Origin of the sequence: Pseudomonas sp. Cab53, from assembly GCF_018325965.1 — a bacterium.
Classification (GTDB): Bacteria; Pseudomonadota; Gammaproteobacteria; order Pseudomonadales; family Pseudomonadaceae; genus Aquipseudomonas; species Aquipseudomonas chlororaphis_E.
In genome coordinates this window covers 4,575,881-4,588,628 of record NZ_AP021902.1, presented here as the reverse complement: position 1 = coordinate 4,588,628, position 12,748 = coordinate 4,575,881, and the positions used below count along the sequence as shown (strand labels likewise).

General features: G+C 62.5%; 12 protein-coding genes. 2 read left to right on the top strand and 10 right to left on the bottom strand.

Translation table 11 applies throughout. The annotated features are described in order from the left end of the window. Positions 1-116 precede the first annotated feature (116 nt). Positions 117-2,195 (bottom strand): carboxy terminal-processing peptidase, encoded by a 2,079-nt coding sequence (locus KI241_RS19990; RefSeq protein ID WP_185057641.1) that lies wholly within the window; start codon positions 2,193-2,195, stop codon positions 117-119. Positions 2,196-2,334: 139 nt separating this feature from the next. Between KI241_RS19990 and KI241_RS19985 the strand changes: the two genes are divergently transcribed. Beyond that, entirely contained in the window at positions 2,335-3,297 is a 963-nt protein-coding gene (locus KI241_RS19985) for a zinc-binding dehydrogenase (RefSeq protein WP_042728943.1), read from the top strand. Positions 3,298-3,444: 147 nt separating this feature from the next. Here KI241_RS19985 and KI241_RS19980 read toward each other — a convergent pair whose 3' ends face one another. From KI241_RS19980 to KI241_RS19955, 6 genes are all read right to left on the bottom strand, one after another. Further along, positions 3,445-4,098, bottom strand: a complete 654-nt coding sequence (locus KI241_RS19980) for an HAD family hydrolase (protein ID WP_042728944.1) — start codon at positions 4,096-4,098, stop codon at positions 3,445-3,447. A gap of 34 nt (positions 4,099-4,132) precedes the next feature. Continuing rightward, positions 4,133-5,122: an ABC transporter ATP-binding protein gene (locus tag KI241_RS19975; protein ID WP_212802912.1), complete on the bottom strand. Its 990-nt coding sequence runs from the start codon at positions 5,120-5,122 to the stop codon at positions 4,133-4,135. Beyond that, positions 5,119-5,919 (bottom strand): ABC transporter permease, encoded by an 801-nt coding sequence (locus KI241_RS19970; RefSeq protein ID WP_047736488.1) that lies wholly within the window; start codon positions 5,917-5,919, stop codon positions 5,119-5,121. Before KI241_RS19970 ends, KI241_RS19975 begins: the two co-directional genes overlap by 4 nt. Then, the gene (locus tag KI241_RS19965) at positions 5,906-6,742 is read right to left on the bottom strand and encodes an ABC transporter permease subunit (RefSeq protein ID WP_161796101.1); all 837 of its coding nucleotides are present in this window, start codon (positions 6,740-6,742) and stop codon (positions 5,906-5,908) included. Before KI241_RS19965 ends, KI241_RS19970 begins: the two co-directional genes overlap by 14 nt. Positions 6,743-6,747: 5 nt before the next feature. Further along, positions 6,748-7,554, bottom strand: coding sequence for an alkaline phosphatase family protein (locus KI241_RS19960; protein WP_047736487.1), 807 nt, complete (start codon positions 7,552-7,554; stop codon positions 6,748-6,750). A gap of 186 nt (positions 7,555-7,740) precedes the next feature. Beyond that, the gene (locus KI241_RS19955) at positions 7,741-8,808 is read right to left on the bottom strand and encodes an ABC transporter substrate-binding protein (protein WP_042728949.1); all 1,068 of its coding nucleotides are present in this window, start codon (positions 8,806-8,808) and stop codon (positions 7,741-7,743) included. Positions 8,809-9,158: 350 nt separating this feature from the next. Here KI241_RS19955 and KI241_RS19950 point away from each other — a divergent pair, with 350 nt between their 5' ends. Beyond that, positions 9,159-9,890 carry a UTRA domain-containing protein gene (locus KI241_RS19950; protein WP_042728950.1) on the top strand — a complete coding sequence of 244 codons (732 nt, stop codon included), beginning with the start codon at positions 9,159-9,161 and terminating at the stop codon, positions 9,888-9,890. Between the two features lie 8 nt (positions 9,891-9,898). Here KI241_RS19950 and KI241_RS19945 read toward each other — a convergent pair whose 3' ends face one another. The 3 genes from KI241_RS19945 to KI241_RS19935 form a co-directional block, all read right to left on the bottom strand. Beyond that, positions 9,899-10,081, bottom strand: coding sequence for a hypothetical protein (locus KI241_RS19945; RefSeq protein ID WP_003179103.1), 183 nt, complete (start codon positions 10,079-10,081; stop codon positions 9,899-9,901). Positions 10,082-10,220: 139 nt separating this feature from the next. Next, positions 10,221-11,510, bottom strand: a complete 1,290-nt coding sequence (locus KI241_RS19940; protein ID WP_042728951.1) for a M18 family aminopeptidase — start codon at positions 11,508-11,510, stop codon at positions 10,221-10,223. Positions 11,511-11,611: 101 nt separating this feature from the next. Next, positions 11,612-12,706, bottom strand: coding sequence for a hypothetical protein (locus tag KI241_RS19935; protein WP_212802911.1), 1,095 nt, complete (start codon positions 12,704-12,706; stop codon positions 11,612-11,614). Positions 12,707-12,748: the final 42 nt, after the last annotated feature.

Below are 12,748 nucleotides of genomic sequence, written 5' to 3'. Positions count from 1 at the left end.
GCGATAAAAAAAGGACCGGGCGACCCCTGCCGGGGCGCCCCGTCCTGTATTTCACGACAGACTGATGTCATTTTGATGACAGCTCGGCGAGTGTCACCATTAAATGGCCATCATCTTCAGTGTTTGGCGATCGCCGTGTTGAGTTTCAGGTAATCCAGCAGGATCCGCCCGGTCTCGCTCAGGTAGGCATCGTCTTCCGGCTTGGTTTTTTCCGGCTCGGTGATCAGGTCCTCGTCTTCTTTCTTCAGTTCCTTGAGCGGCTCTTCGCCCTTGGCCTTGCGACGCAGGTTTTCCATGGCCAGTTGCTTGGCCTCGATATCGGCGTGTTGTGCGCGACGGTCGGCTTCGTTGAGGGAGACGGTTTTCTCCAGCATCAATTTCTGCGCCAGGGCCAGCTTGTCACGGATGAACACGAACTCCGCGTCCTGGGCCGTGCGGCTGTCATGCTCGGCCTTGAGCTGGGCCAGGAACGGCTTGAACGGGTCAAGCTCGGGCTTGATCGCCGGCTTGATGGTGTCCCACGGCATCGCCTCGGGCAGGGCGCTTTCACCGATTTCCTTGGTGTCGATGATCGACGGGTAATCGATGTCAGGCAGCACGCCCTGATGCTGGGTGCTCTGGCCGGAAACCCGGTAGAACTTCGCCAGGGTCAGTTTCAGCTCGCCATGGTTGAGCGGCTGGATGGTCTGCACCGTGCCCTTGCCGAAGGTCTGGCCGCCGATGATCAATGCGCGGTGGTAGTCCTGCATGGCGCCGGCGAAAATCTCCGAGGCCGAGGCGGACAGGCGATTGACCAGCAACGCCATCGGGCCTTTGTAGAACGCACCTGGGTTTTCATCTTCCAGCACATCCACCCGGCCGTCGGCGTTACGCACCAGTACGGTCGGGCCCTTGTCGATGAACAGGCTGGTCAACTCGGTGGCTTCCTGCAAGGAGCCGCCGCCGTTGTTGCGCAGGTCGATGACCACGCCGTCGACCTTGTCCTTCTGCAGCTCGGTCAGCAGCTTCTTGACGTCGCGGGTGGTGCTCTTGTAGTTCGGGTCGCCGGCGCGGAACGCCTTGAAGTCCAGGTAGAAGGCCGGGATCTCGATGACGCCGAGCTTGTAGTCCTTGCCGTCCTGCTTGAGGTTGAGGATCGACTTCTTCGCCGCCTGCTCTTCCAGCTTCACCGCTTCACGGGTGATGGACACGATCTTGCTGGTCTGATCGTTCGGCGCATTGCTCGCCGGGATGACTTCCAGGCGCACCACCGAGCCTTTCGGGCCACGGATCAGCTTGACCACTTCGTCCAGGCGCCAGCCGACCACGTCGACCATTTCCTTGTTGCCCTGGGCCACGCCGATGATCTTGTCCGCCGGGGCGACCTGTTTGGTCTTGTCCGCCGGACCGGCTGGTACCAGGCGCACGATCTTGACCTGGTCGTTGTCGCTTTGCAGCACGGCGCCGATGCCTTCCAGGGACAGGCTCATGTTGATGTCAAAGTTTTCCGCGTTATCCGGCGACAGATAATTGGTGTGCGGGTCGTAGGACATGGCGAAGGTGTTGATGTACGCCTGGAAGATGTCTTCGGCACGGGTCTGGTCCAGGCGGGCCAACTGGTTCTTGTAGCGCTTGGTCAGGGTTTCCTGGATCTGCTTGGGCTCCTTGCCGGCGATCTTCATGCGCAGCACCTCGTCCTTGACGCGTTTGCGCCACAGGTCATCGAGTTCGGCGGTGCTCTTGAGCCAAGGGGCGTCCTTGCGGTCCACCAGCAAGGTTTCCTTGGCATTGAAGTCGATCTTGTCGACGCCCTTGTTCAGCTCGGCCAAGGCGTAGTCCAGGCGCGACTTCACGCGGTCCAGGTAACGCTTGTAGATGATGAACCCGGCGTTCAGGTCGCCGCTCTTGAGGAAGTCGTCGAACTGGGTTTTCCACTTGTCGAATTCGGCGATATCGCTGGCCAGGAAATAACTGCGCGAGGGATCAAGCAGCTTCAGGTAGCTGTCATAGATGATGACCGAGCGCGCGTCATCGAGCGGCGGTTTGCTGTAGTGATGACGCTTGAGCAATTCGACGACGTTAAGGCTGGCGATCACCTCGTCGCGATCAGGCTGAAGCTTGTCCCAGCTGTTGGCTGCGAACGTATCGCTCGACAGTGGCAACAGGCCGAGGCCAATGACAAGCGCGAGGGCGGTGCTGGGGAACAGTTGCTTCATGCTGATTCGACGCAGGGACAATTGATAACGCATATTAGGCCGTCTTTGAAGTCGCCGGTTCCATGTGGCCCGGGCGCATAATGCAAGAAAGCCCGGCGTTACAGCAGCGGGCCCAGTCGAGACTCACTATGGAGGCACCGTGAAAGCATTGCAAGGCGTTGAAGGCCAAGTGGTATGGGCGGATGAGCCAAGTCCCGTGTGCGATGTAGGACAAGTGCGCATTCGTGTGGCGGCGGCTGGCTTGAATCGAGCCGATTTGTTGCAAAAAGCCGGGCATTATCCGCCGCCGCCCGGTGCCAGCCAGGTGTTGGGGCTGGAATGTTCCGGGGTGATCAGCGAGGTCGGCCCGGGCGCCTCCTGGCAGGTGGGCGACCGCGTCTGCGCGTTGCTGGCCGGCGGCGGCATGGCCGAGGAAGTGGTGGTCGACGGTCGCCATGTGTTGCCGGTGCCCGAAGGCCTGTCTTTGGCTGAAGCCGCCGCGCTGCCTGAGGTCTACAGCACCGCGTGGCTGAATCTGTTTCAACTGGCGGCGCTCAAGCCGGGTGAAAAAGTGCTGTTGCACGCGGGCGCCAGCGGCGTTGGTTCGGCCGCGATCCAGCTGTGCAAGGCGTTCGGCAACCCGTGCTGGGTCAGTGTCGGCTCGGCTGATCGACTGGCCTATTGCCAAGCGTTGGGCGCCCAGGGCGGCGTGGTGCGCACCGATGATATCGAGCGGCTGAACGACCTTGGCCCCTTCAACGTGATCCTCGATCCGGTGGGGGCGAGCTATGCCCAGCTCAACGTGAAACTTTTGTCAGTTGACGGGCGCTGGGTCATGATCGGGCTCATGGGCGGTCGCACGGCCGAGTTCGACCTGGGCCAGGTGTTGGGCAAGCGCATCCAGTTGCTCGGCTCGACCCTGCGCAGCCGCGACGATCAGTTCAAGGCCGACCTGATCAGCGAGTTGGGCCAGCAGGTCTGGCCGTTGTTCGCCGAGGGTCGCTTGAGTCCGCAGTTGGCCAAGACCTTTGCCATCCAGGATGCGGAGGCGGCGTTTGCGGAGTTGGCGACCAACCAAGTGTCCGGGAAGGTGGTGTTGGTGGTTGATGCGAGCTTGAGTTGAGTTTGGCGCCTGTGGGAGCGGGCTTGCTCGCGAAGACGGCGGTCCATCCGAAATCGATTCAGGCTGACCCACCGCTTTCGCGAGCAAGCCCGCTCCCACAGGGCGATTCAGGTTGTATTGCGTTCACTGCTCCCAACGTGGGCCGGGTTATTTCCAGGTGTGAATCGGCCATCCGGCGGCTTCGGCATGGGCCTTCAGGACCGGGTCCGGGTTGACCACATGGGGATGGTCCACCCGCTGCAACAACGGCAGGTCGTTGCGTGAGTCGGAGTAGAAGCTGGCGCCTTCGAGGTTTTCTTCCTCGGCGTCCAGCCAGTCCAGCAGCCGGGTGATCTTGCCTTCGCGGTAGGTCAGGGTGCCCACGGTCTTGCCGCTGTAGACCCCATGGGCCACTTCAAGCTCGATCGCCAGGACCTCGTCGATGCCCAGGCGTTCGGCAATCGGCTTGACCAGGTGCGTGCCCGAGGCCGAGATCACCAGGATCCGGTCGCCAGCCTTGCGGTGTTCGGCGATGGTGCGGGTGGCGTCGCTGAAGATGATCGGCTCGATGACGTCCTCCACCCACGGCGCCACCAGGTGTTCGATTTCCTCCGGCGTGCGGCCGATCATCGGTTCCAGGCTGAAGTCCATGTACGCTTCCATGCGCAGCTTGCCGTGGCTGTAGGCGTCCATCAGTTCGTTGTTGCGCCGCATGAACGACTCGGGATCGACCCAGCCCAGGCGTCCCATCTGTTCGCTCCAGAGGGTGGCGCAGTCGCCGTGGATCAGGGTTTCGTCCAGATCAAAAATTGCCAGGGCCATCAGCGCGCTTCTCTCTTCAGAATCAACAAGGCCATCAGGCTACCTCACACAGGGCCGACGGATCGATGGAAAGCGCCAGGCGGGCGCCATCAGGGTGCAGGTCGGCGGCCGAGCGATTGAGCACGTCCACCACCAGTTCCACGCCACGGGCCTCGACCCGATAGCGGATCACGTTGCCGAGCAGGCTGTGGCTACGGATCAGTGCGTTCGGTTCGCCGTTGCGATTCAGCTCGATGGCTTCCGGGCGAATGGCGATGCGCCCGTTCACTGGCCGCTGCAACAGGCGGCTGGCGCTGTCGGCGTCCAACAGGTTGTAGTTGCCGATGAAGCCGGCGGCGAACACATCGACGGGCGCCGTATACAGGGTTTCGGCATCGCCGCTCTGTACGATCTTTCCCTGGTTCATCAGGAAAATCCGATCAGACATGGTCAGTGCTTCTTCCTGGTCGTGTGTGACGAAGATCGTGGTCAGGCCGAGTTCGCGCTGGATCTGACGGATCTGTTCGCGCAGGTGCTTGCGAATCCGCGCATCCAGGGCCGACAGCGGTTCGTCCAGCAGCAACAGGCGCGGGCGGGTCACCAGGGAGCGGGCCAGGGCGACACGCTGGCATTGGCCACCGGACAACTGATGGGGATAGCGCGCGGCGAAATCGTGCAGCTCCACCAGGCGCAGGATCTCCAGCACCCGCTGGCGGCTGTCCTGGGCCTCGACCTTTTGCATGCGCAGGCCGAAGGCGACGTTCTGTTCGACGGTCATGTTGGGGAACAGGGCGTAGCTCTGGAACACCATGCCGATCCCGCGCTTCTGCGGGCTCAGTGGGACGATGTCCTGGCCGTCCAGCAGGATCTGGCCGGCGTCCACGGCGGTCAGGCCGGCGATGCAGCGTAACAGCGTGGACTTGCCGCAGCCGGACGGGCCGAGCAGGGTGACGAACTCGCCCTGGCCGATCTGGCAGTTGATGTCGCTGAACACCGGCGTGCCGGCGTAGGTCTTTTGCAGGTGTTGGACGCTGACGTAGCTCATTGGCTTTTGTCCTTGTTCAAGATGTTGGCCGCCCAGGTCAGGACCAGTACGAAGAAGAAGTAGGAAATCACCAGCGCGCTGGTGAAGTGTCCGCTGCTGTTGCGCATGTTGTTGAGGTAAACCTGCAAGGTTTCATAGCGGGTGCCAACGAGGATGTTGGCAAACACGAACTCGCCGAAGAGGAACGAGAACGACAGCAGCAGCGCTACCATCAAGCCCTTGCGCAGGTTTGGCAGCACCACCAGCACGGCCGCCTGGAACGTGCTGGCGCCGAGCAGTTGGGCGGCGTCCATCAGGTCACGCAGGTTGATGGCTTGCAGGTTGTTGGTGATCGCCCGGTACATGAACGGCAGGGCCACGGTGAAGTAGCAGCCGATCAGGATCCAGGGCGTGCCGACCATCGCCAGCGGTCCGGAGCCGTAGAGTTGCAGCAGCCCTACCGACGACACCACCGGCGGCACCGCGAAGGGCAGCAGGATGAGGATGTTCATCAGCGCATCGAGTTTCGGGAAGTGGTAATGCACCACGAACAGCAGCGGCAGGATCAGCACCACCGACAGCACCAGCGCGCCCACGCAGACGATCAGCGACTGGCCGAAGGCGCTGAGAAAGCGCGGGTCGCTCCACAGCTGCACGTACCACTTGAAGGTGAAGCCCGCCGGCAGCACGGTGGCCGACCAACTGCTGGCGATGGAGTACACCAGCGTGCCGGCCAGGGGCAGCAGCAGGACGGCGAACAGCAGGTACACCACCGCCCGATGATAAAGCCCGGCGGGGCTCGATTCAGCGCGAGACATGGTAGCTCCTCTTGAGTAGCAACTGATGGACGATGGTCACCAGGGTCATCAGCGCCACCAGCACCACGGCCAGGGCGCTGGCCAGGTTCGGGTCCAGGGAGATGTCGCCGGAAACCATCGCGGCGATGCGGATTGGCAGGACGTTGAAGTTACCGGTGGTCAGCGCATAGACCGTGGCGTAGGCGCCCAGGGCGTTGGCCAGCAGGATCACGAACGTGCCCAGCAACGCCGGGGTCAGCACCGGCAAGCCGATGTGCCGCCAGAACTGCCAGCCGTTGGCGCCCAGCAGTTCGGCGGACTCGCGCCAGTCTTCGCGCAACGCGTCGAAGGCCGGATAGAGCAGCAGCACGCCCAGGGGGATCTGGAAGTAGGTGTAGAGGATGATCAGCCCGGTTTTCGAATACAGGTTGAAGTCCTCGATAATCCCCGCCTGCTTGAGCATGAGGGTGATGCTGCCGTTGAAGCCGAGCAGGATGATGAAGGCGAAGGCCAGGGGCACGCCGGCGAAGTTGCTGGTCATGTTGGCGAAGGCGTTGACGAAGTTGCGCAGCCGCGAATCGACCCGGCGCAGGGAGTAGCTGCCGAGCACGGCGATGATGATGCCGAATACGCTGGACCAGAAACTGATCTCCAGGCTGTGCTGGATCGCCTGCAGGTAGAACTTGGAACTGAAGATCTTGCTGAAGTTGGCCAGGCCCCAGCCGAACTCTTCCGATTCCAGGCTGTTGACCAGCACCCAGAGCAGCGGGGCGATCTGGAACACGATGAAAAAAATCGCGAAGGGCACCAGGCACAACGCTGCCAGCCATTTGCCGCGCGTCATGGCGTTCACTTGAGTAATTCCTGGCAATAGGGTTTGTCGTGGTCGATGCCGAGCAACTGGCACACGGTGCCGCACAGTTCGAGCTGCCGGGGCGTCGCGGCGGGGTCGAGGCTGAAGCCGTCACCGAGGACGAACAGCGGCACTTCCCGTTCTTCGGCCAGCAGGCCGTTGTGGGAGCGGTCATTGTTCATGCCGTGGTCGGCGGTCACCAGCACCTGGTAGCCGGCGTCGAGCCAGGCTTGCAGGTAGACCGCCAGGTTGATGTCGGCCGAGCGGGCGCTGTTGCGGTACTGCGGCGTGTCGAGGCCATGCTGGTGGCCGGCGTCGTCGATGTTCATCGGGTGCACCAGCAGGAAGTTCGGCTGGTGGCGTTGGCGCAGGTGTTCGGCGTCGGCGAACAGGTGCGAGTCGGGGTAGTGGTCATTCCAGTAGAAATGCCCGTATTGAATGGGCAGCCCGGGGTTCTCGACATGCCGATCCCGACCGGCTGCGAACGGTGAGGCGTTGTAGAGCTCGCTGATCCAGTGGTAGGCCGCGGCCGCCGTGCTCAGGCCCGCGTCGGTGGCGTAGTGGAAGATGCTGCGCTGGTTGGACAGGCGCGAGACGTTGTTGTGCACGATACCGCTGTCGATGGGCGCGACGCCGGTGAGGATGCATTCGTAGAGTGGGCGGGACAGGGCCGGCAGTTCACATTCCAGTTTGTACAGCGCCGCGCGTCCTGCGCCGACATAAGCCTGCAAATGTCCCATGGCGTGCCGGGCGACTTCGTAATTGAGGCCGTCGAGCAGCACCAGGATGACGTTGTGCTTCATGGATACCAAAACTCCGGATGGACACCAGAAAACTCGGATTCACCGCAGGTCCAATGTGGGAGCGAGCTTGCTCGCGATGAGGGCGTGTCAGTCGACATCAATGCTGGCTGATACACCGCTATCGCGAGCAAGCTCGCTCCCACAATTGGATCTTCGTTGGATATCCGAGCGGGGCTGACTAGCGCCTCACTGCATATTGATGATCACTTCTTCCTGCCATTTCTGTGGCAGGGCCTTGGAGGTTTTCTCCCAGGCGTCGGCGTCCTTGATCGGCGTGACGTGCTTGTACTGCTCGTTCGGCAGCAGCTTGGCCTTGACCTCTTCCGGCAGGGTCAGGTGCTCGGCGCGGATCGGCCGGGCGTTGCCCTTGGCCAGGTTGATCTGGCCGGCGTCGCTGAAGATGTATTCGCGGGTCAGCTTGGCGGCGTTCGGGTGCTTGGCGTATTTGTTGATGATGGTGGTGTAGCCGGAGATGACCGAACCATCGGACGGGATCAGCACGACGTAGTCATCCGGGTTGGCCATCTTGGCCTTGTAGCTCAGGCCGTTGAAGTCCCAGACCACGCCGACTTCCACTTCACCCTTTTCCATCGTGGCGATGGTCGGGTTGGCCATGGACAGGCGACCTTGCTTGGCAATCTCGGCAAACATCAGCAGGGCCGGTTGCAGGTTCTTCTCGTCGCCACCGTTGGCCAGTGCGGCGGCCAGCACGCCGTTGGCGGCCTGGGCGGCGGTGCTCACGTCACCAATGGAGACCTTGTACTTGCCGCCCTTCAGGTCAGCCCACTTGGTCGGTACGTCGGAGCCGTGCAGCAGTTTCTTGTTGACGATGAATGCGATGGTGCCGGTGTAGGCCAGCGCCCAGTTGCCATCCTGGTCCTTGGCCCAGGCCGGGACCTGGTCCCAGGTGCTTGGCTTGTAGGGTTGGACCACACCCTGCTTGACCGCGATAGGGCCGAAGGCGGCACCGACGTCGCCGATGTCGGCGCTGGCGTTGTCTTTCTCGGCGGCGAACTTGGCGATTTCCTGGGCCGAGCTCATGTCGGTGTCAACGTGCTTGAGGCCGTATTGTTTCGCCAGGTCTTCCCAGGTGCCTTTCCAGTTCGCCCAGTCATCGGGCATGCCGACGCTGTTGACGGCGCCTTCCGCTTTCGCAGCGGCTTCCAACGTTTTCAGATCGGTATCAGCGGCCATGGCGGCGGTGCACATGGCAATGGTCGAGCCTAACAGTGATGCCAGGAAAAGCTGTTTCATCCGAAGCTCCTATGGGCGTTTTCAACGCTGCGATTGCGGTTGTGTTGGTCTAGGTCAGCAATACCTGAGCCAATGTAGGCGAGCCCTGTGACATTTTGATGTCGGCGCCGCGGGGGCCGGCAAATCCCAGGTGCGTGCGGGTTGGCCACCGAGTAAGCGTAGACCATGGTTAAACAGCTGATTTGAAAGGACTTGGCCGGTTGTTTGCACAGTGCAAGGCCTACCGTTCGGCGCCTTTGTCATCTGCCAGTCATGTGCAATGCCTAGGCTTGCTGGAAGAAGCAGCGGGGTCGCCAGGTGGGCGATCGCGCCCCGGAACAGTGCTGGTCTAGTCCAGATAGGTAACGTTGATGCGCATCGATGCAACCAAGGCGGTGACAGCCATCGGACAGGTCCTGCAAGAGCAGCTCGACCATGGGTTGCTGGCGCCGGGTAGCAAGCTACCGGCCGAGCGCAAGCTCAGTGAGTTGTTTGGCACCACGCGCATTACCGTGCGTGAAGCCTTGCTACAGCTGGAAGCCCAGGGGCAGATTTATCGGGAAGAGCGCCGGGGCTGGTTCGTCTCGCCCCCTCGGCTGGCCTACAACCTGATGCAGCGCAGCCATTTCCACGCCATGGTCACGGCGCAAGGGCGGGTGCCTTCCACCCAGGTGATCTCGGCGCGCCTGCAACCGGCCTCGGCGGCGGTGTGTGCCTGGTTGCAGTTGCCGGCGCTGTCGAGCGTGATCCAGATCTGCCGGGCGCGGCGTATCGATGAGCGCCTGGTGTTGTACGTCGAGCATTACCTGAACCCGCAGTACTTTCCGGGCATCCTCGAATTCGACCTCAACCAGTCCATGACCGAGCTGTACGCCCGGCACTACGACCTGCACTACGGTCGGGTGAAGTTCGAAATCGTGCCCACCTCACTGCAACCGGAAGCCGCGGCGGCGCTGAAGGTGTCGGTGGGCAGCCCCGGGTTGCGCATTGCTCGGGTCAACTACGACCAGCATCAGCGGCTGATCGACTGCGACCTGGAGTTCTGGCGACACGATGCGATCCATGTCGGCGTCGACGTGCCGGAGCAACCGGCGCAGACCTGAGGGCAAGGTCAGAGCGACTCGTTGAGCTTGGTCAGGATCTTGAACACCACCGTGGCGAGGATCAGCAGCATGCCGATCCACATGGCAAACACGCCGACGTTCTTGTCACGGAAGTTGAAACCGATGGCCAGCAGGATCATGCCGGCGATGATCGGCACCAGCATGGCATTGAAAGCAGACATCGAGATCATGGCGACGGCCTTGTCGGAGAGGGCGATAAGGTCAGTCTAGTTGGGGTTTGGCTGGGGTGTGATGATCCCAGTCAGTGCCTTGGGTCGAACGCTGTTGTGGCGAGGGGATAAATCCCCTCGCCACAGGGAATCGTTCTGATCAGGGCAATTCGCGAGACGCATAGAACGCGCTCAACACCTTCACCAGGTGCGCCAGGTCATGGCTGCCGCACAGTTCGCGGATCGAGTGCATGGCGAAGGTCGGCAGGCCGATGTCCACGGTGCGCACGCCCAGCTGGCTGGCGGTGATCGGGCCGATGGTCGAGCCGCAGCCCATGTCGCTGCGCACCACGAAGCTTTGCACCGGGACTTCTTCGGCCATGCACAGGTGGCGGAAGAACCCGGCGGTTTCGCTGTTGGTGGCGTAGCGCTGGTTGCTGTTGACCTTGATCACCGGCCCGGCGTTGAGCTTGGGGCCGTGGTTGGCGTCGTGCTTGTCGGCATAGTTGGGGTGTACGCCGTGGGCGTTGTCGGCCGACACCAGCAGGGATTTCTGAATGGTGCGTACGAACTCTTCACCTTCCGGCAGCAAGCGACGCAGGGTCTGTTCCAGCATCGGCCCGTCGGCGCCACACGCCGAGCAAGAGCCGACTTCCTCGTGGTCGTTGCACACCAGCACGCAGGTTTCTTCGGTGTCGGCATTGAGCAAGGCTTGCAGCCCCGCATAGCACGACAGCAGGTTGTCCAGGCGCGCGCCGGCAATGAAATCGCCGTGCAGACCAATGACCGCGGCACTTTGGGTGTCGTAGAAACTCAACTCGTAATCGAGCACCACGTCGGCGTTCAGGCCGTGTTCGCGGGCCAGTTGATCGGTGAGCACGGCGCGGAAGTCGACGCGTTCGTCGCCGGCGAACTGGGCGAGGATCGGCGGTAGCTCGTTCTGCGGGTTGATGGCCCAGCCCTGGTTGGCTTCGCGATTGAGGTGGATGGCCAGGTTCGGAATCGTCGCGATCGGTGCCTTGAAGTCGATCAGCTGGCTCTCGACCTTGCCATCGCGGCGGAAGGTCACGCGCCCGGCCAGGGACAGGTCGCGGTCGAACCACGGCGCCAGCAACGCGCCGCCGTAGACTTCCACACCCAGTTGCCAGAACCCATGGCGTTGCAGTTCCGGTTGCGGCTTGACCCGCAGGCACGGGCTGTCGGTGTGGGCGCCGACCAGGCGAATGCCGTCATGCAGCGGGGCGTTGCGACCCAGCTTGAAGGCGATGATCGAGGAGTCGTTGCGCGTGACGTAGTAGCGACCGTTGGCCTCGGTGGTCCAGGTGTCGCGTTCGTCCAGGCGCTGGTAACCCGCCGCCTCCAGGCGTTGGGCAAGGCTGGCGGTGGCATGGAAAGGGGTGGGGGAGGCCTTGAGGAAGTCGATCAGGCCCTGGTTCAACTCTGCGCGCATAAGTAACTCCAGACAGCAATGGGCGGCAGTTTACCCCATCGACCGTCTGCATTGCAGGCACAATCCCGGCGATGCGAGCCTCGCCGGGGTCTTGCTCGCCATCAGCCCGAAGTGGCGACTCGCTCGCGCAGGTGAGCCATGATCAGGGCCTTGTCCTGTGGCCTGGACGGTTCCGGCAGGTCCCGTGGCCAGCGTTCCAATTGGCCAAACAGCCGCTGCTGGCGCTGTGGGTCCAGGCGCTGAATTTCCCGTGCGGCCGAATCCCACCAGTGATGCCGGCAGAGGTCGTAGTACGGATGGCTCGGCGCCGCGCTGCCATACAACAGGTCGCGGCCGATCTTGCGCGCCGCGCCGCGCTGGTTGCGCAACTTCCACTTGATTGTCAGGCGCCGCCAGGCCGTCGGGAACGGCTTGCTGCGCGGTACTTCATGGCAACGCTCCACCAGCGCTGGCCTGAAGGCTTCGCCGTGCTGGGCGAAGAAGTGTGCCTGCATGGTGTGGAAGAAGCGCTTCTCGGCGAAGTAGTGATACACCTGCCGCCTGGTTTCGCGCACGGTCGCGTGTCGCAAGCCGAACGAAATGGCGATCTGCTCGATGGTGTGGATGTCGAAGCCGCCTTCGGTCCACTGATCGATCCGTTCGATGGCCTGGGCCAGCAGGCCTGCATCGTTGTCGGTCACGCCGCACAAACCGCTGTTGTAGAGCTTGAAGCCGTTGCCCCGGTTCACGCCGTGGGCGGCCAGGTGCGTGCCCAGTCGACGGTAATCCTCGCGCTCGCAGACGTAGTCCCAGTCGTACTCGAAGCTGTCCATCAGGTACTGCCCCGGCTGGATCTGCTGGAACAACAGGTCGGGGTCGTCGAGGAACAGCGTATCGGTGTCGACGAACAGGGTCTTTTGCGCCAGCGTCAGGCCCGCTGCGATGGCGCAAGCCTTACGACGGTGAATGTAGCCATGCTCGCCCTGCCATTGCGCCAGCCGTTCGGCGCCCAGGGCAAGGGTCTCGACCGGCCAGCCCTGGAAGTCCTCGGGGCGGTCAGTGAGAACCCGGATGCGCGGCAGGGTCGACGGCTTGCCGTGGGCCAGGGCGGTCAGGATGCTGAACTTGGCCTCGTGGCGGTAGACGTCCTGGTCGCCGTAGACCAGGTAGAGCAACTGGTGGGGGACTTTGTCGACAGGGGTTTCGTGTAGAGCCATAACCGGATTGCCAAACCTTAAATCGAGGGGAGCCATCTGTTG